The 17,755-nt window shown below is 57.7% G+C and carries 19 protein-coding genes; 10 read left to right on the forward strand and 9 right to left on the reverse strand.

Annotation, left to right across the window (positions count from 1 at the left end; all coding sequences use genetic code 11):
* Positions 1-111: 111 nt before the first annotated feature.
* Positions 112-1,698, reverse strand: coding sequence for an ABC-F family ATPase (locus FPL19_RS02020; RefSeq protein WP_150910113.1), 1,587 nt, complete (start codon positions 1,696-1,698; stop codon positions 112-114).
* 198 nt (positions 1,699-1,896) lie between these two features.
* On the opposite strand from FPL19_RS02020, the gene FPL19_RS02025 reads away from it, so the two are divergent.
* The 3 genes from FPL19_RS02025 to FPL19_RS02035 are packed head-to-tail and all read left to right on the forward strand — an operon-like array spanning position 1,897 to position 3,968.
* Positions 1,897-2,175 (forward strand): peptidylprolyl isomerase, encoded by a 279-nt coding sequence (locus FPL19_RS02025; protein ID WP_150910115.1) that lies wholly within the window; start codon positions 1,897-1,899, stop codon positions 2,173-2,175.
* Between the two features lie 5 nt (positions 2,176-2,180).
* Positions 2,181-3,155 carry a succinyl-CoA synthetase subunit beta gene (locus FPL19_RS02030; RefSeq protein WP_150910117.1) on the forward strand — a complete coding sequence of 325 codons (975 nt, stop codon included), beginning with the start codon at positions 2,181-2,183 and terminating at the stop codon, positions 3,153-3,155.
* Between the two features lie 9 nt (positions 3,156-3,164).
* Positions 3,165-3,968 (forward strand): substrate-binding periplasmic protein, encoded by an 804-nt coding sequence (locus FPL19_RS02035; protein WP_150910119.1) that lies wholly within the window; start codon positions 3,165-3,167, stop codon positions 3,966-3,968.
* Positions 3,969-3,975: 7 nt separating this feature from the next.
* On the opposite strand, the gene FPL19_RS02040 is transcribed toward FPL19_RS02035, so the two are convergent.
* Together FPL19_RS02040 and FPL19_RS02045 are read right to left on the reverse strand one after the other, a co-directional pair.
* On the reverse strand, positions 3,976-5,163 hold the full coding sequence (locus FPL19_RS02040; protein ID WP_150910121.1) for a M24 family metallopeptidase: 1,188 nt from the start codon (positions 5,161-5,163) through the stop codon (positions 3,976-3,978).
* A 15-nt stretch (positions 5,164-5,178) separates the two neighbouring features.
* Positions 5,179-5,997: a DUF2059 domain-containing protein gene (locus tag FPL19_RS02045; RefSeq protein ID WP_150910123.1), complete on the reverse strand. Its 819-nt coding sequence runs from the start codon at positions 5,995-5,997 to the stop codon at positions 5,179-5,181.
* 62 nt (positions 5,998-6,059) lie between these two features.
* On the opposite strand from FPL19_RS02045, the gene FPL19_RS02050 reads away from it, so the two are divergent.
* Positions 6,060-6,767, forward strand: coding sequence for a transglycosylase SLT domain-containing protein (locus tag FPL19_RS02050; RefSeq protein ID WP_150910125.1), 708 nt, complete (start codon positions 6,060-6,062; stop codon positions 6,765-6,767).
* Here FPL19_RS02050 and FPL19_RS02055 read toward each other — a convergent pair.
* The gene (locus tag FPL19_RS02055; RefSeq protein ID WP_150910127.1) at positions 6,764-7,657 is read right to left on the reverse strand and encodes a LysR family transcriptional regulator; all 894 of its coding nucleotides are present in this window, start codon (positions 7,655-7,657) and stop codon (positions 6,764-6,766) included. The genes FPL19_RS02050 and FPL19_RS02055 overlap by 4 nt on opposite strands.
* A 138-nt stretch (positions 7,658-7,795) precedes the next feature.
* Between FPL19_RS02055 and FPL19_RS02060 the strand changes: the two genes are divergently transcribed.
* Complete coding sequence (locus FPL19_RS02060) at positions 7,796-7,987, forward strand: hypothetical protein (protein ID WP_150910129.1); 192 nt, start codon at positions 7,796-7,798, stop codon at positions 7,985-7,987.
* Positions 7,988-8,093: 106 nt separating this feature from the next.
* Here the strand turns inward: FPL19_RS02060 and FPL19_RS02065 are convergent, their stop codons facing one another.
* Positions 8,094-9,776: an AMP-binding protein gene (locus FPL19_RS02065; RefSeq protein ID WP_150910131.1), complete on the reverse strand. Its 1,683-nt coding sequence runs from the start codon at positions 9,774-9,776 to the stop codon at positions 8,094-8,096.
* A gap of 159 nt (positions 9,777-9,935) precedes the next feature.
* On the opposite strand from FPL19_RS02065, the gene FPL19_RS02070 reads away from it, so the two are divergent.
* Positions 9,936-10,868, forward strand: a complete 933-nt coding sequence (locus FPL19_RS02070) for a glutathione S-transferase family protein (protein ID WP_150910133.1) — start codon at positions 9,936-9,938, stop codon at positions 10,866-10,868.
* Positions 10,869-10,916: 48 nt separating this feature from the next.
* Here FPL19_RS02070 and FPL19_RS02075 read toward each other — a convergent pair whose 3' ends face one another.
* Positions 10,917-11,345 (reverse strand): Lrp/AsnC family transcriptional regulator, encoded by a 429-nt coding sequence (locus FPL19_RS02075; RefSeq protein WP_150910135.1) that lies wholly within the window; start codon positions 11,343-11,345, stop codon positions 10,917-10,919.
* Positions 11,346-11,459: 114 nt separating this feature from the next.
* On the opposite strand from FPL19_RS02075, the gene FPL19_RS02080 reads away from it, so the two are divergent.
* From FPL19_RS02080 to FPL19_RS02090, 3 genes are all read left to right on the forward strand, one after another.
* A complete protein-coding gene (locus FPL19_RS02080; RefSeq protein ID WP_150910137.1) occupies positions 11,460-12,566 on the forward strand; it encodes an arginine N-succinyltransferase in 1,107 nt (368 codons plus the stop codon).
* A complete protein-coding gene (locus FPL19_RS02085) occupies positions 12,556-13,371 on the forward strand; it encodes a DUF1338 domain-containing protein (RefSeq protein WP_150910139.1) in 816 nt (271 codons plus the stop codon). Before FPL19_RS02080 ends, FPL19_RS02085 begins: the two co-directional genes overlap by 11 nt.
* Before the next feature lie 70 nt (positions 13,372-13,441).
* Positions 13,442-14,227 (forward strand): ZIP family metal transporter, encoded by a 786-nt coding sequence (locus FPL19_RS02090; RefSeq protein WP_150910141.1) that lies wholly within the window; start codon positions 13,442-13,444, stop codon positions 14,225-14,227.
* 32 nt (positions 14,228-14,259) lie between these two features.
* Here the strand turns inward: FPL19_RS02090 and FPL19_RS02095 are convergent, their stop codons facing one another.
* A complete protein-coding gene (locus FPL19_RS02095) occupies positions 14,260-15,048 on the reverse strand; it encodes a sulfite exporter TauE/SafE family protein (protein WP_150910143.1) in 789 nt (262 codons plus the stop codon).
* 233 nt (positions 15,049-15,281) lie between these two features.
* Here FPL19_RS02095 and FPL19_RS02100 point away from each other — a divergent pair, with 233 nt between their 5' ends.
* Positions 15,282-15,947: an AbiTii domain-containing protein gene (locus tag FPL19_RS02100; protein WP_150910145.1), complete on the forward strand. Its 666-nt coding sequence runs from the start codon at positions 15,282-15,284 to the stop codon at positions 15,945-15,947.
* Here FPL19_RS02100 and FPL19_RS02105 read toward each other — a convergent pair.
* Together FPL19_RS02105 and FPL19_RS02110 are read right to left on the reverse strand one after the other, a co-directional pair.
* Entirely contained in the window at positions 15,944-16,960 is a 1,017-nt protein-coding gene (locus FPL19_RS02105) for a peptidoglycan -binding protein (protein WP_150910147.1), read from the reverse strand. The two genes, FPL19_RS02100 and FPL19_RS02105, sit on opposite strands and share 4 nt — an antisense overlap.
* Positions 16,957-17,703 (reverse strand): MotA/TolQ/ExbB proton channel family protein, encoded by a 747-nt coding sequence (locus FPL19_RS02110; RefSeq protein ID WP_150910149.1) that lies wholly within the window; start codon positions 17,701-17,703, stop codon positions 16,957-16,959. The genes FPL19_RS02105 and FPL19_RS02110 overlap by 4 nt, the downstream gene beginning before the upstream one ends.
* Positions 17,704-17,755 lie beyond the last annotated feature (52 nt).

Raw genomic sequence — 17,755 nt, forward strand, 5'->3', positions numbered from 1 at the left:
CAAACAACAAAGCCCGGGATCGAAAGACCCGGGCTTTTTCTCTGTCACCCTTGCAGCCAAACCAACCTGCTACTCCCCCATTTACAATGAGGGAGTATTGATCACCAGGTTTCAGTAGTACCCCTGGCTCCGCAAATAATCGTCATAGCTGCCACTAAAGTCAGTCACACCCTCCCCGGAAAGATCCAGAATGCGCGTGGCCAGTGACGATACGAACTCCCGGTCGTGGCTGACGAAAATCAACGTGCCCGGGTAGTTTTCCAGCGCCAGGTTCAGGGCCTCAATAGACTCCATATCCAGGTGGTTGGTGGGCTCATCCATCAACAGCACATTGGGCTTTTGCAGAATCAGCTTGCCGAACAGCATCCGGCCTTCTTCGCCACCGGAAATCACCTTCACCGACTTGCCGATCTCATCCCCCGAAAACAGCATCCGCCCCAGGGTTCCGCGCACCATCTGCTCACCGTCCGGAGTCCACTGGGCCATCCAGTCTGCCAGGGTCATGTCATTGGCAAAATCGTCGGAATGGTCCTGGGCGTAGTAGCCCACCTGGGCACTGTCCGTCCACTTGACCTCGCCGCCGTCGGGCGTCATCTTGCCGGCCAGGCACTGCATCAACGTGGTCTTGCCAATGCCATTGGGCCCAATGATCGCCACTCGCTCCCCGGCTTCCACTTTCAGATCCAGATTGTCGAACAGCGGCTCATTCTCGAAGCCCTTGGTGAATCCATGAAGGGTTACCGCCTGACGGTGCAGCTTCTTGGTCTGTTCGAACCGGATAAACGGACTGACCCGGCTGGAGGGTTTGACCTCCTCCAGCTCGATTTTATCAATCTTCCGGGCCCTCGAAGTCGCCTGCTTCGCTTTGGAGGCGTTGGCAGAGAAGCGGCTGACAAACTGCTGCAGTTCGGCAATCTCTTTCTTCTTCTTGGCGTTATCCGACAACATGCGCTCGCGCGCCTGGGTGGCAGCGGTCATGTATTCGTCGTAGTTGCCCGGGAACAGGCGAAGCTCGCCGTAATCCAGGTCCGCCATGTGGGTGCACACGCTGTTCAGGAAGTGGCGGTCGTGGGAAATGATGATCATGGTGCTGTTACGGGCCACCAGAATATTTTCCAGCCAACGAATGGTGTTGATGTCCAGATGGTTGGTGGGCTCGTCCAGCAGCAGGATGTCCGGGTCGGAAAACAGTGCCTGGGCCAGCAGCACCCGCAGTTTCCAGCCCGGTGCAATGGCGCTCATCAGGCCGTTGTGCTGGTTTTCCGGGATATCCAGCCCCAGCAGCAACTCACCGGCGCGGGCTTCCGCGGTGTAACCATCCAGCTCGGCAAACTGGACCTCCAGATCCGCCACCGCCATGCCGTCTTCCTCGCTCATTTCCGCCAACGAGTAGATGCGGTCCCTTTCGGCCTTTACCTGCCAGAGCTCCTCGTGACCCATGATGACGGTATCCAGCACGGTGCAGTCTTCATAGCCGTACTGATTCTGGCGCAGCTTACCCAGGCGCTGGTTGTGGTCTACCATGACCTGGCCGGCAGAGGGTTCCAGGTCGCCGCCGAGAATTTTCATAAAAGTGGACTTGCCACAACCATTCGCGCCGATCAGGCCGTACCGGTTGCCGTTGCCAAATTTGACCGACACGTTTTCAAACAGGGGTCGGGCACCGAACTGCATGGTGATATTTGCGGTGGAAATCAAAGGAGGAATCCGTAATAAAGTGAATGCCCGGCAACGCCGGAACGAAAGCGCAGTATTGTACAGATTTCGGGCACAAACCGTGAGACCGCAAAAACACGGACAAAACGCTTGCCTCAGCGCGCCAGGGAGGGCAGCATTTCAGGCTCGGATAAAGCCATTGGCTTTTTCAACAATCTCGGCAAAAAGGAAATCTTCCTTATGGCACAGGCAACGGCCCGTCATATCCTCGTAGACAGCGAAGCAAAATGCGAAGAGCTCAAAAAGGCCATCGAAGGCGGTCAGGATTTCGCCGAAGTGGCGAAGCAGCACTCATCCTGCCCATCCGGCCGCAATGGCGGTGACCTGGGTTCCTTCGGCCCCGGCCAGATGGTGCCCGAATTCGATAAGGCCGTCTTCAACGGCGAGGTTAATACCGTGCTTGGCCCGGTTAAAACCCAGTTCGGCTACCACCTGCTGGAAGTCACCAGCCGGAGTTGATCGGCTTGCCCTCAGTCCCATTCCACCGGCGCCGGCAACTTTTCTGGCTGGCGCCGGTGGGTTTGCTCTGCCTCTTCCCCCTGTTTTTTATCGGCGGCCCCGGCTGGAGTGACGGCCCGCTGCTACGGGCAGCCTGGAATCTGGGGCACCCCATCTTTTTTGCCCTGTTGACCGTGACAGTCCGGCCATGGCGGTTTGTCTCCGGCTGGAAACTCTGGGCTGTTGCGACTGTGGCCGTTTTTGTTCTGGGTCTGGGCGTGGAATTTGCCCAGTCTCTGGACAACCGGGACGTGGACAGCCGGGATGTTTTCCGCAACCTGACCGGCCTCTGGATGGTTCTGGCATTGCGGCCCCGGGTAGGTTTTCCGCAGTCCGCCCCCCTCCGCGAACGGCTAATACGAATCGCTGCAATCGGACTTTTATCCATCGACCTGGTTACCGTTTCGCGCATTGGCATACAACAGTTCCAAATCAACCTTTGGCTACCCGACCTTTACGATTTCCAGCAGGAACACCCTGAACGATACTGGCGTGGCAATGTAGCCAGAAGTACTGGTGATACCTGCGGCCCCCTTGGCGACGGCGCACTGACCATTGACCTGACAACCCGCCGCTACTCCGGCGCCTCGCTGGACAACCTGCCGTCCAACTGGGAAGGGTATGACGAACTGGCTTTCGCTCTGTGGAACCCGCAGAGCTACGCCATCTCCCTGACCCTCAGGATTAACGACATGGCTCATGAGCTTGGCAACAACACCTACCATGACCGCTTTAACCGGACCTTCCAGATTGAACCGGGAATCAACCGTCTACAGCAGAGCCTGGACTCAGTTGCCTCAGCACCCAGAAGTCGTCAAATGGAACTGGATGATATTCGCCGGCTGATGTTTTTCACCTCGAATCTCGACCAGCCAGCCCGGCTGTGTCTGGGCGAACTCCGCCTGAAAGGCCGGAGTGACGCCGATGACGGTTTGCACTAAACTGATCGCATGCTCACTAATCTCAGGTGCTCAACGGTCGCGCTGGTTCTCCTGCTCTGGGCCGGTGCACTTTATGCACAAGGTCCGAAGCAAATCACCATCAGCGTGGGTGACTGGCCTCCCTTTTTCGTTGAAAACGAACCGGGGCAGGGAACCGTGGCACGACTGGTGCGGGATATATTTGCCGAACAGGGCTATGAGGTAACCTTTCATTTCCTTCCCTGGAAGCGGGCCTATCGCGAGGCCGCCACTGGCCGGCACGACGCCACCGCAATCTGGATGCACGCAGAAGAACGAGAGACGGATTTCATCTACAGCGATGCCGTAATGCAGGAACAGTTTGTACTGTTTTACCGAAAAGCCGAGCCGATCCAGTGGAACACCCTGCCGGACCTGGCCGAACTCACTCTTGGCGGCAGCAATGGTTACAGTTACGGGCCTGAATTTGACGAGGCAGCTGAGCAAAACATTCTGAACGTGGAGTGGGCTGCCTCAGCGGAACTGAATTTCAGAAAGCTGTTGTATGGTCGCATCGACGCCTTTCCCGAGGAGATCAACGTGGGCTACTACATTCTTCGCCGGGAAACGGACAACGGCCAGTCGTCGCAGATTACCCATCACCCCAAGCCGATTCTGGAGAACGAGAGCTTCCTGCTTTTCCCCCGTAACGAGCCGGACACCGCGAAACTTTCCCAAGCCTTTAATCAGGGCCTGAAAAGCTTCCGTGAAGACGGCCGATACCAGAATTACTTCGAGACCCGACCGCAGGCATCGCTGCAAAGTCAGCACGACAAGAAAAAGCTTCCGAACTAACGGCTGATCATTCCAGCCGCCAGGGGTTTGTGGTCAGAGCCTCGCCACCGCCTGCGCCCACCCTCATGGTGTCGCTGAACCCCATACCCCAACGCCCGGGAATTCTTAGGCAGATAGGCAGGTGGAACACCATGCCTTCCTCGAAAACCGCCGTTTCACCCCTGGCAATATAGCCGGACCCTTCCACCCAGGATGGCGGAAACTGAGCACCGACGGTGTAGCCAAAAACCCCGGAAAAGAAAACCTCGTCGGCTAAAGGTGCCAGCGCGGACTCTGCAGCCAGGGCGGCGGAATCAAAGGTTTGCCCTGGCCTCATGGACTCCTGCAGCGCATCGACGATGCGGCGGCAGCCATCAAACACCCGACGCATATCCTTGGTGGGGGTTCCCGCAACCACGGTACGCATCATGGGCGCGGTGTAACGCTGCCAGGCAGCGCCGAATTCCAGGAAGACGGGTTCTCCCTCCTTAATCGTCTTGCGCTTGTGGTTGGTGTGGATGATGCTGCTGCGGGCGCCGGCGGTGACAATGGGCTGCATACTCATGAATTCGCTACCGCCCTTGATCAATGCTTCAGCACCCACAGCCGCGACATAATTATCCGTTACCCCGGGTCGCACCACAGCGGCGGCAGCTTCAATACCCTGGCAGGTAATCGCGGCGCTACGCTTCAGGTACTCCAGCTCCGCTGGTGATTTCACAATGCGAACGGACTTTACCAGCTTGGAGGCGTCTACAAATCCGGTTCCCGGCAGGCGTGCTCTGAGACCCTCAACCACCCCGGTACGCAGTGAACCGTGCCAGTAGTCAATGCCCAGATTTCTGCCCTCGCCTTTTACCGCATTCAGTGCATTGGCAAGGGGATCCAGAACCTCATCAATGCTTTCCCAGCGGTAGCCGGTTACCTGTTCAACCCGCGTGGTAATGGTGGCCGGGCCCGTTTCGATAGACGGTACCTGCAGGAGCAGATCGTCTGGAGTCACCACTAGGGCAATGTGAACGGACACTTCAAAGGTACTGTAACCCGTGAGGTAGAACACGTCGGACGGATCGGTCAGCAACAATGCCCCCAGCCCCTCTGCCTGCATTCGATTACGTACGGTTCTCAGTCGACGGTCGATGTCTTCAGGCGGAAACGGGCAATCCTGCCCACGAAATTCACCACCGATGGCTGTCTGGTAGGCGTTAAAATCCATGAGCTGTCTCCCACTTCACGACGGATTCAGAAATCTCGCAAGCTGACGGCCCACGGTTTCTACGGGCCTTGTGATAGCCTCCTGAATGCCCGCGGTTACAACACGGGTAAACCGGGCACCAGCGTCGGTTTCCAGAAACCGGATGTATTCCTTCAGCTCGTCCACCGAAAAATCCTGGTAGGTATAAAGATAGATGTCATACACCTGCTGGGCCACCACGGCGCGAATCTGTTCACGCTGGCTCTGGATCATCTGCTGCATTCGCTCGAACCCGGGTCCCTGATCGCCCTGAACCGCGGCCATGGCGGCCGCCAGACCAAGCTGAACGGCGATAGTGGTGTCCACCGCGCTCTCGGTGGCCCTGGCAGCCTGGTCGTAACGGGTAAACAGTCTGGCGCGTTCGCTACCCCTGAACTTGGCCTGCAGTTCAGGCGCACCCTGCTCTATCGGCCGCCAGGCCTCTGCCCGGGATGCCTCGATCTCGGCACGGCCGATGCGCTTTGCCAGTGGTGTCTGGTACCACTGACCAACGGCTTCAAGTTGCTGCTCACTGAGGGAACCGGCAAGGTCGCTCACCAGTTGCTTTTCAATATCGGCTGAGCGAAAGGCCGTGCGAACCATGGTAGCAATGGTGGTGACCATCATCGGATCCATCTGTCCGACCTGACCGAGCCCCCGGCGTACGCCTTCGCTCATCATTTCCGGATAGCCGGCGACAATTTCGTCAACCGGCGAAGCTTCCAGGACGGATTTCGCCAAAGGACTGGCTTGTGCCAGACCAGAGAGCGTCAGCAGCAAAACTAAAACCGGTGTAACTTGGGATAGCGCGGGCATGAACTTAGTATCCTTGGAACGAAAGCCCCCTTATGCCACGAGCCAAGCGACCGAATCAAGATATGCGCAGACACAGACTACGCCAGAAACTGCCCGCCACCTGGGCAGCACGCCTGCGATGGTACGGCCTGCCTGTGCTGGGCGTGATCATTACCATTCTGGCAACCTTGCGATTCAGTCTTCTGGAACCGGATCCGCCGGCCAACCCGGACAATATCTGCGACATCTTCCGTGAACACCCGGTGTGGTACGACTACGCCCGTCATTCGCAGGACCGCTGGGGTACGCCAATCGCCACGCAGTTGGCATTTGTGTATTACGAGTCGTCTTTCCGCAGCCATGCCCGTCCACCGCGCAGGCAGTTGCTGGGTTTTATTCCATGGCTGAGGCCGACAACCGCCTACGGCTATGCCCAGGCGCTGGACCCGGCCTGGGGAGAGTACCTGGCGGCCAACGGTGACGGGGTTTCGGTGGTGCGCACCAACATGGAGTACGCGCTGGATTTCGTGGGCTGGTACAACCATCTGACCCGGCAGGAAACCGATATTGAACTCTACCAACCGCGGGAGCTTTACCTGGCCTATCATGAGGGACGCACCGGCTACCGACGCCAGAGCTATCGGGCCAAGCCAGCGATCATGTCACTGGCCGAAAGGGTGCAGAACCGCGCCTTCCGCTACGACAACCAGTTAAAGACCTGCGAGCAGGAATTCCAGTGCTGGCGCTTCTACCAGTTCTGGCCGTTCTGTGGCGACTGGCAATCACGCTAGCCGGCGCCTTGAATATTCGGGCTGAGTCCCACAAGACGCTGGGTCAGAAACTCCATTACCAGCCGCACCCGGGCCATTTGGCGGGTTTCGTGATTGACGATCAGCCACAAATCAACGCCTTCCCCTTCTATAGGTGTGGTCAGTCGTGTGAGATCGGTGGTGATGTCGCCCAGATAACAGGGCAGAACCGCCAGCCCCGCTCCGGCTCGGGCCAGTGAGTACATTGACTGCAGACTGTTGCATCGAACCACCGACCGGGCGTTCTTGAGGAACTTGCGGTACCAGCGTCCGGTAGCCAGATGGCTGAAGCTCTCATCCGGAAGAATCCAGCTGTTGAGCTCCGGCGCCTGCGCCAGGTCCATGTCCGGATGGCGCTGGCAGTAATCGGGGGAACCGTAGACGGCCGACTCAATGGTGGCAATCCGTTCCCCCTCAAGGGTGGCCTGGGGCCTGTTTACCGGCCGCAGGGTAAGATCGGCGTCGCGATGGCTGAGATTGAGCACGTCGTTGTCGGTCAGCACTTCCAGTTCGATGTCCGGATACGCCTGCAACAACTCACTGACCAGAGGGCCAATCAGCGCGTTGACCATCACATCCGTGGCCGCCAGCCGCACTTTGCCCGCCGGCGCTGAATCCTGACCGATCAGTCGGCGCTCCAGGTTCTCCATGTCGGTAGCCAGCCTGTCGGCCTCCCGGAACGCGGTTTCGCCGACGGCGGTCAGGTGCAAACCTTCCCGGTCCCGTTCGAAAAACTGCACGCCCATCTGCTCTTCCATCTGGTCCAGGCGACGAAGAACCGTGGTCTGGTGCACGCCGAGTATTTCACCGGCTTTGGCGAATGTTCCGCCCGTGGCGAGGGCGTGTATATAGCGAAGATAATCCCAATCCATAAATAACTGCATATTTGCAACGTTTGTACGGATTTTAACGTATTCACGCTGCAAAAACGAACCCGTACACTTGTGTATATAGTCAGCTAAGCAACCAAGACTAATTAACAATTCACCTAACAGAAAGGAGGAGGCGCTATGACCCAATTCCATAACGTATCTCATCACCCGCTGCCGTCCAGCATCCTCCACAACGGAAATGATGTCAGGCGCCAGTACACCCGTGCAGCAGCACAACAGGCAGTTCAGGTTATCAGCCGGAAAATCGGTTCATGGAAGAAGCGGGCCAGCGGCGTGACCCCTGATTACCAGCCGGGCATGCAGGGCTAACGCTGACCAGGCGTCTTCCCGACCCAGCCGTTCTGGAAACGAAAAGCCGGAACCCGATACGTTCGGGGTCCGGCTTTTTTGTGGGTGCGGGATCAGAGGTAGCGGATCAGAATTCCCAGACAACCTTTTTCTTCTGGGCGAACCAGTCGTCCATCCGGCGATTGTAATAATCCTCAATCACGTTGCGCTTGATTTTCATGGTGGGGGTCAGCATCCCGTTTTCCATGGTCCAGGGCTCTTTGACCACCACGGCAAATGCCAGCTTCTCATGGCCCTCGCATTCACGGTTTACCGCATCCAGCTCATCCGCCAACTCTTTTTCCAGCTCCTCGCGGCCGCCGCCGGCTTCAAGCTCGTGCCGGGCCTCTTCCGATAACAGGATCATCAGGCACGGCTGCGGCTGATTTGCGCCCGCCACACAGACCACTTCTGCTTTGGGGTGATTAAACCGGTTCTCGATCGGCACCGGCACGACGTATTTGCCTTTAGAGGTCTTGAACAGGTCCTTGACCCGACCAGTGATGCGCAGATAGCCCTCCGAGTCGATTTCACCCATGTCACCGGTTTTCAGAAAGCCGTCGTCGGTAATGTCTTCCCGGGTTTTTTCCTCGTTCCTGAAGTACCCCAGCATCTGGCTGGGGCTGCGAACCTGCACCTCACCGCCTTCTGCCAGCCGGTGCTCCACACCCGGGTTGGTAACCCCGACCGTACCCACCTTTGCGCGCCCCGGACGGTTGGCGTGGGAATAACCGAAGTTCTCCGACATGCCATAGACTTCCAGCAGCTCCAGCCCCAGGTTGCGGTACCAGCCGATGATTTCCGCGGACAGCGGCGCGGCTCCGGTAAGGGCGGCGCGGCAGTGTTCCAGGCCCAGCTGCTTCAGCACCTTCTTTTTCACCAGACGATTCAGCACCGGCAGATTGAACAGAATCTTCTGCTTTTTCGGCGGAAGTTTGCTGTTGATGGCCAGGTAGAACTTCATCCAGAGACGCGGCACCGAGAAGAAAAGGGTCGGTCGTGCCCGCTGCAGGTCTTCCTGGAAGGTCTCCAGAGAGTTGGCGAAGTAAAGGTGAAACCCGTAATACAGTGACTGGGTTTCAACCGCCGCCCGCTCGGCGACGTGGGCCAGAGGCAGGTACGACAGCATGCGCTCTTCGTTGGTCACCGGAAAGATCTGCTGAAGCCCATGGGCTGCGGCAATCATGGTCCTGAAGCTGTGCATTACGCCCTTGGGACGACCGGTGCTACCAGAGGTATACACGATGGTCGCCAGGTCATCCGCCGCCGGCATGCGGGGCTCGGCCGGCTGGTGCTGCTCGATGATCTCCACCCATTTCGGAGTGTCGTCCCTGGGCGACATGGGCAGCGACACAATAGGCAGATTCTCCGGAATATGCCCCTTGATGTCGTTCCAGCCGTCGGCCTTGCCATCCAGTTTGCCCAGGAAGAGCAGTTTCGCGTCACTGTGTTCCAGTACATAAGCCGCCGTTTCACCGTTGAGCGTGGGATACAGCGGCACGGACACATGCCCTGCCGCCCAGATCGCCAGGTCGCTCAGTATCCAGTGGGCACTGTTCTTGCCAAGAATGGCGATATTGCTGCGCTCGGGAATTGACAGGCTGTTCAGGTAGGCGGCCATTCGTAGAACCTGATCCGATGCCTGTTTCCAGGTAATGTCTTCAGTGGAGCCATCAGCGAACGGTTGGGTCAGATAGACTTTGTTCGGTGTTGTTTCCGCCCAGTGGAAGAGGCAGTGAAGGGAAGTCTGTTTCTTGTTTTCATCGGCCATTGAAGGCTCCTTTTTATAATCAGGACACTGATTTGATCTTTGCAAAGATAGAACAAGGCGGGGAAAAACACACGACTCCTGCACTTTCTCCGGCCCGCCTCTCGGGGTACCCTTCCCTCCTGTTTCGCCTCTAAGGCCATTTAAGGAAAGGACAATCCCATGCAGGACCTGATTCTCTACCACTATTCCATGTCACCTTTTGCCGAGAAAATGCGCACCATGCTTGGCTACACCGGCATTCCCTGGCAGTCGGTGACGGTGCGGGAAATGCCGCCCCGCAAGGTGCTCACGATCCTTGCAGGCGGCTACCGCAAAATCCCGGTGGCCCAGATAGGCGCGGACGTCTTCTGCGATACCCGGGTGATCTCCGACGAACTGGCCCGTATCAGCGGCAGGCCCGAACTCAGCCTGACCGGCCAGCCGCAGGACGTTATCGATTTTGTTCGCAAGACTGACCTGGAGATTTTCTTTGCGTGTGTCATGTCTGCCAGCGACAAGCGCATGCTGAAGAAGCTTATCAAGGAAACGTCCCTTTGGAACGCTTTGCTGTTTCTGCGGGACCGGATAGCCATGGGTAAGTCGTCCAGAGTTCGTACGGCGCGGGGGCCGAAGGCCAAGGTTTTAGTGCTCGAACATATGAGCAGCATGGAGCAAATGCTGACAAACGATTTCCTGTTTGGTGACCAGCCCTGCATCGCGGATTTTTCGGCCTACCATGGCATCTGGTTCGTGACCGATCTGGGCGAGAAATCGTGGATTGAGGACTACCCCAAGGTAAAGGACTGGTTTGCGCGCATGAAGGCCTTTGGCCACGGCAGCTACAAAACGATCAAGGACAAACAGGGGCTGGAGGCTGCCAAGTCTGCAACCCCGCGCGCCCTGGACAGGGCCAGTAAAGACGAACTGACCGGCAAACCGGTCACCGTGGCACCGGATGACTACGGCCGTGACCCGGTGATGGGAACCCTGGCCTTTGCAGATGATAAGCGGATTATCGTTTCCCGCACCCATAAAAGCGTTGGCGAGGTTCACGTGCACTTCCCTCGGCAGGGTTTCGCCATCACCGCTGGCCACAACAAGCAGCCCGACTAGACGCCCTGGCCAGACACCCCTGCCAGACACCCCAGCCAGACACCCCGTCTAGCGCCGGAAACGGGTTTCCAGAACCACCGCCGAGTTGGTTCGCTCAACCCCCTCCAGATTGCCGATCTCGTCCAGCACCAGGCTCAGTTGCTCCAGCGACTGGGCCTGGACGATCGCGATCAGGTCATACTCGCCGCTGACCGAATAAAGCTGGGACACCTGGCTGATGGCCTCCAGCGCCCGATTGGTTCGGGCGGTAAGCTTCTGAAAGACCTTGATCGACACATGGGCCTCCACCTGATTGGCCGCATACTCCGCCCCCAACTCTACCGAGTAGCCACGGATAACCCCTGATTCCTCCAACCGGGCCAGACGATTCTGCACGGTTGAGCGGGACAGGTTCATCTGGCGGGCAAGATCAGACACGCTGACGCGGGCATTCTGCCGCAGGCGCAGCAACAGTTTCTGGTCCTGAGGACTGATCATATTGATAGTTTTCCTCGGTAATTTGTCATATTTTTACCACAATCTATCATTTTTATCACTGCAATATGACACCTGGCGCCGTCATACTGGGGCAAACCGGAAGAGGATAACCCCATGATTATTCGCCCCGTTGCCATTGGTGACCTGGACGCACTCAAAGCCATTGCCGCTGAATCAGGCCCCGGCTTTACCTCCCTCGTGGACGATCACGACTTTCTGGTGCGCAAAATCGAACGCTCGGTTACCAGTTTCGCTCGCCACGTCGAACAGCCAGGAGATGAAGGTTATCTGCTTGTTCTGGTTGAGCCGGAGACGGGTGACATCATGGGCACCACCGGTATCGAGGCGTCGGTAGGGAAGAAACGCCCGCTTTACCATTATCGGGTCGGCAATAGAAACGGCGGGCAACAGACGCTGGATCTGTGCACCCATTACACCGGGTGCAGCGAGATCTGCACGCTCTTCCTGCGGCCACAGTACCGCCGGGCCTGGGCCGGCAAATTATTGTCGCGGGTACGCTTCCTGTTCATGGCACAACACCCCGAACGGTTTGCCCGCACGGTCATCGCGGAAATGCGGGGCGTTTCCGACGAGGCCGGGGACTCCCCTTTCTGGCGCTGGATTCAGGCCCGGTTTGTTGACCTGGATTTTGCCACCGTCAGCCAGATGGTCGGCACCGGTGACAATGGCTTCATTGCCGAGCTGATGCCCGACCATCCGCTTCGCACAGACCTGATGGACGAGGCTGCGAGGGCCGTTATCGGCAAGGTCCACCCGAACACACGCCCGGCGCTGCGTATGTTGGAGTCCGAGGGATTTCAATACACCGGCCTGATTGATCCGTTTGATGGTGGACCTACCGTCGAAGCCCGGGTTGATAGCCTGCGCTCTGTAGGCCATACAAGACGCTGCCGGGTCCGGATAGGCAGTGATGTGGAACCGTCGGTTGCCTCATGGACAAACGGTGGCCGCGGCCGGACACTGATGGTGGCAAACAACCAGACGGCGGACTTCCGGGCCACCGTGACCAGCGCTGCCCGCTATCTTCCGGCCCACCGCTTACTGGAAGTGCCGGAATCGCTGGCAAAGAGCCTCGGCCTTATCAATAATGCCGAAGTCTGGTTCGCCGACCTGGAAGCAGGCCGGCAAGCAGAGCAAAACCCGGCGATTGCCAGCGACCACCCGTTAACTCCCGTAAAGGAGGCATTCCGTGCAAACTGATCGCACCGATGTTGATACCCTGTTCCATAACCTCTGGGAAAATTACTGCCGGGTGACGCCCTCGGCCGAGCGCATCCATCGCCTGCTGGACAACAGCCAGGGTAAAGCGATCGTGAACGACCACATTGCGCTTAGAACCTTCAATATCGACAAGCTCAATCTGGACAAACTGGCCGCCCATTTCCTCGCGTTGGGCTATGAACAGGGCGGCGAATACCATTTCGACGCCAAAAAGCTCTACGCCCGTCACTACGAGCATCCGGACCCGACGGTGCCCAAGGTCTTTATCTCTGAACTATTGGTAGAGCAATGTTCTGATGCCCTGCAGTCAATTGTTCACCAACTGGTCGATAACGTCAGCCCGTCCGTCGTCAACCAGAGCGATTTTCTCTACTCTGGCCGCCACTGGAACCTTGACTACGCCACCTACCAGACACTTCTGGAAGAGAGCGAATACGCGGCCTGGACGGCGGCGTGGGGGTACCGGCCAAACCACTTTACGGTGAGCGTGAACCATCTCAGCCAGTTCCGCACCCTGGCCGAGGTGAACCAGCGCCTGAAGGACGAAGGTTTCCGCCTGAACACCTCAGGCGGAGAGATCAAAGGCTCACCACAGGATCTGCTCGAGCAGTCTTCCACCATGGCAGACCGTGCCAACGTGGCGTTTTCCGATCAGACGGTCAGCATTCCCAGCTGCTTTTACGAGTTCGCTTTGCGCTACCCCAAGCCCGACGGCGAACTTTACAGCGGTTTTGTGGCCGCATCCGCCGACAAAATCTTCGAAAGCACTGACAGCAAAGGCTGAAGAAGAGACAATCCCGATATCTGTTCGTAGACGCCACAGACTCTTTCATACTGTTGGCTAAGGAATATTGATGTTGGGTGACATAAGCGTGGTCTGGCTGGGTTCTATCGCCAGCCTGCTGGCCGGCCTGGGAACCGGGGTTGGTGCACTGGGCGTATTTGCAGTGCGCCGTCTCACGCCGTCCCTTCAGGACGGCATGCTGAGTGCGGCGGCCGGGGTGATGCTGGCAGCGTCGTTTTTCTCGTTACTGCTACCGGGCATTGAATACGGCGAAGAGCTCACCGGCACCACCTGGGCCGCATCACTTGTCGTCATCTCGGGCCTGGTGATGGGCGCCGTGGTCCTTTACCTGCTTCACCAACGTCTGCCCCACGAACACTTCCATTTGGGACGCGAAGGCCCTGACAGCGCCCGCATCCGCCGAATCTGGCTATTCATTATTGCCATTGCGCTGCACAACTTTCCCGAGGGCATGGCGGTTGGCGTCGGCTTTGGTGGCGGCAACATTGGTAATGGCACCGCACTGGCCATCGGGATCGGCCTGCAGAACATTCCGGAGGGCCTGGCCGTGGCGATATCCCTTCTGGCTATAGAACACTCACGGCTAAAGGCATTCACCATCGCGCTGCTTACCGGCCTTCTGGAACCTCTTGGCGGCGTGTTCGGCAGCACCATGGTATGGCTGGCGGAACCGCTGATGCCCTGGACTCTGGGCTTTGCCGCCGGAGCGATGATCTTCATCATCAGTGATGAAATCATCCCCGAGACTCACCGTGGTGAATACAAAACCCTGGCGACCTTCTCACTGCTTGGCGGGTTTGTGGTGATGATGTTCCTTGACGCTACCCTGGGCTGAGCCCTGTTCTGAAAAACAGCTCAGCCCGGGACTCAGCCCGACGCAAGGATCTGGGCCATACCAAAGCCACTGACAATCAACAGAACCGAGCCGAGCACCCGGAAAAACACCGGCGTCTCGGCCTTCAGCAACCGGTCGTGGGCATACACCCCCATGAAATGCCCCAGGGTTGCGCATGGCAGCAGCCAGAGGTGGTGCACCAGCTGAAGATCGACTCCGAGCCAGACAAAGGCTCCCATTTTGATCATCACCAGAATGAACCAGAGTGCAAAAAGTGTGTCCCGCAGTTTTTCCTTTGGCAGGTGTTGCGCCACCACCGCAATGATCAGCGGTGCGCCGATCAGCGACGTACCGCTGACATAGCCACCCAACATCAGAAACACCACGTCTACAGTCCGGCTCCCGCTGCGAAAGGGGCGGTCGAGAATGTAGGACAGCGAGTACACTGCCACGATCACGAAAATGATCAGGCTCATAATATCCGAGGGCAAAGTAATCAGACCGAACACGCCGATCATCTTCGGTACGATCATGATTGCCAGAATGCGCCATAGATACTGCCAGTCCACCGTGCTCACCACGCTGCCCGATTGACCCTCCGTTTGCGGACGGCGCCGGTTATTGAGCCAAATGGTCAGTGAAGAAAACACCAGCAGATGAACGGCGATCAGCGGCAGAAACACCAGCGGCTGGTCCACCACCAGCAGCAGGAAAGGCAGCGACAGCACCGCACCGCCGAAGCCCAGTCCAGAGCGCACAAATCCGCTCCACACGAAGATCAGACCAATCAGAACATACTGGTACAACGCCAGATCAGACATAGCATTACTCGGATTGCAGCTCAGAAGCAGACGATTTCAGGGATACGAGAGGATACCCACACCCCTGCATTACTTCCATTCACAAAACAGTTACTTTTTTACCACTGAGGAAATGGCCAACTCAGCCTATTTTTTAAGCAACGACTTTCCTTCAACGACCTGTCGAAATCATCAACAACAATAACCGGCGTATCGGTAGCCGGGATATTACCAACGGTAAAGGAAGAACCACTATGTCAGCAGCAGTTGAACACCTGGAAGAGCGACTTCAGGACGGAAGCGAATTGCTTGAGGAAATCATGCCGTCAGCGATCACGCTTGCCATGATGCTTCGTCAGCGCACCATGGCCGCCTGGATGCGGACCGAATTCGACGGCTACCCGGACCCTTCGGATCTGCCGCCCTACCGGCGTGATATTGTCGGACACATCGTTGCCCGCTCGCCCCAGTATGGCTGGATACCAGCGCCCATGGACGACAGCCAGAAGCAGAAAATCGGGCGAAGAGACATGGCAGAAGGGATAAAATCCCTTGAGAAAACCTGCCTCAAGTGCAAAAAAGGCACGGGCAACCGCATCGTGTTCGAAAAAGAGGAAATGGCCCGGATCCAGTCGGAGATCAACCTGACGGCCGAACTGGCGATTACGGTAAGCCGGGATAGCTACGGCAAGATTCTTCGAGTTGTCCGCAGTGCGTTGTACCTCTGGTGTCAGGATCTCATGGCCGCCGGCATCGGTGGCGACCACAATTCTTACAGTGCGGAGGAGCGGCAGAGCGCCGCCCATCTGGACAACCCCGAGCTGTTCTGGAGACGGGCCCTGGAAAATAATGGCGATCTTCCGATCCCGGACGTGCGGGAAGTGGGCTTTTTCGACCGGTTTTTTGGCCGGGCCAGCTAGCGGTCGGTCAGTTTTATCTCGATACGGCGGTTCTGCCTCAGTGCCTCTGGGGAATTACCGCTGGCTACCGGGAAAAACTCCCCGAAACCGGCGGCCACCATACGCTTTTCCGGCACTCCACGGGATGCCAGGTAGCGTACCACTGATACCGCCCTGGCGGTGGACAGCTCCCAGTTGGACGGGAACTCCGGGGTGTTGATGGGGATCTTGTCGGTGTGTCCGTCGATCCGCAGAATCCACTCGATATCCTCGGGTATCTCGGACACCACATCCAGCAAAACATTGGCCAGCTTGTCCAGCTCCTGCCGGCCTTCCGGTCCCAGGCTGGCAGAGCCGGACGCAAACAGCAGCTCCGATGGCAGCAGGAAGCGGTCGCCCACCACACGGATGTTGTCGTTGTCCTGCAGTATGTCTCGCAACCGACCGAAGAATTCCGATTGATAGCGCTCCAGTTCGTTTACCCGTTCCGCCAGCAGCGTATTGAGCCGCTTGCCGACTTCCTCCAGTTCCGCTGCTTTATCCGCTGTCTCCTGTTCCTGCAAACGCAAGGCGGTGGTGATTCGGCTGAGCTGCTCCTGCAACGCGGCGATCTGATTGGATAGCTGAAGAATAATGGCCCGCTGGGATTCACTCAGCTGCTCTTCCTGACTGAGCTTCGCCTCGGCGTTGAACTGCTGTTCCAGACGGCTTTCACGCTCCTCCTCAAGCGCCTGGGACAGTTCCGACTTCAGTGCCAGCGCCTCGCCATAGTCTTGCTGAAGTGAAGACATGGCCTGCTCCAGGGCCTCATTCTGCTCCTGCTCAAGACCGAGCATTCGCGAGATCTCCTGCAGTCGACTGTTCAGGCGCGCCAGCTCGGTATCCCGGTCCGAAAGCGCTTTAGACAGGTACAGCTGGCTGACCACATAGATCAGCAACATGAAAATGATCAGCATCAATAACGCCGACAGAGCGTCGACGTACCCCGGCCAGACGTTGATGGTGCTCCGGCTGCGCCGCTTTGACCCGATCATGGCTCGTCCGTGAGTTCGGTCTCGTCGTATACTTCACCGGCACGTCCTACCAGATTGGTAACGCCGGTCAGCCATTCTTCCAGGCCGTCATAGAAACGGTTCTGGGCGTGCCCCGCCTGAATGTCCAGGAAACCAAGAATCAGCGAGCCACCAAGCCCCAGCAGCGATGAACTGAAAGCCGTACCCATACCCTGGAGCGGCTCCAATAGGCCCTCTTGCAGCCGCCCGAACACCTTGCCGAAATCTTCCTGCCCCATGTCCAGGTTGACGATCACCGAGCCGACGGCGTTGATGGTTCCCAGCAGGCCCCAGAAAGTGCCCAGCAGGCCCAGGAAAATAAGCAGACTGATGAAATAACGGGTGATTTCCCGCTGTTCGTCCATGCGGCTGTGGATACCGTCGAGTACGGTTCGCAGGGAGAGAGTCGACAGGGAGAAACGGTCCCGCTTGGCGTCTTCATTCAACTGGCGGGCCAGGGGTTTCAGCAGCCGCGGCTCCTGCAGTACGGAAAGTCCCGCGTTGCCTGTCCGGAACTGGGCGATCCATCGTAATTCGGGGAAGAGTACAATCACCTGCCGGTAGGTAATAACAATGCCTACCAGCAGCACAAACAGAATCAGCAGATTGAACACCCAGTTTGCCAGAAAGGCCGATTTGAGCGGCTCAAAAATCAGTACGCAAACGATAAGGACGACGCCGAGGAAGGTCGTCATCCAGAAAAGGGTATGCTTGGGATTGCTCATGGAAGACACCGGTCAGAAGAAAAAACCATACTTCCAAACCTAGCACACTCCC

The sequence above is a fragment of the Marinobacter halotolerans genome, assembly GCF_008795985.1.
Lineage (GTDB): Bacteria > Pseudomonadota > Gammaproteobacteria > Pseudomonadales > Oleiphilaceae > Marinobacter > Marinobacter halotolerans.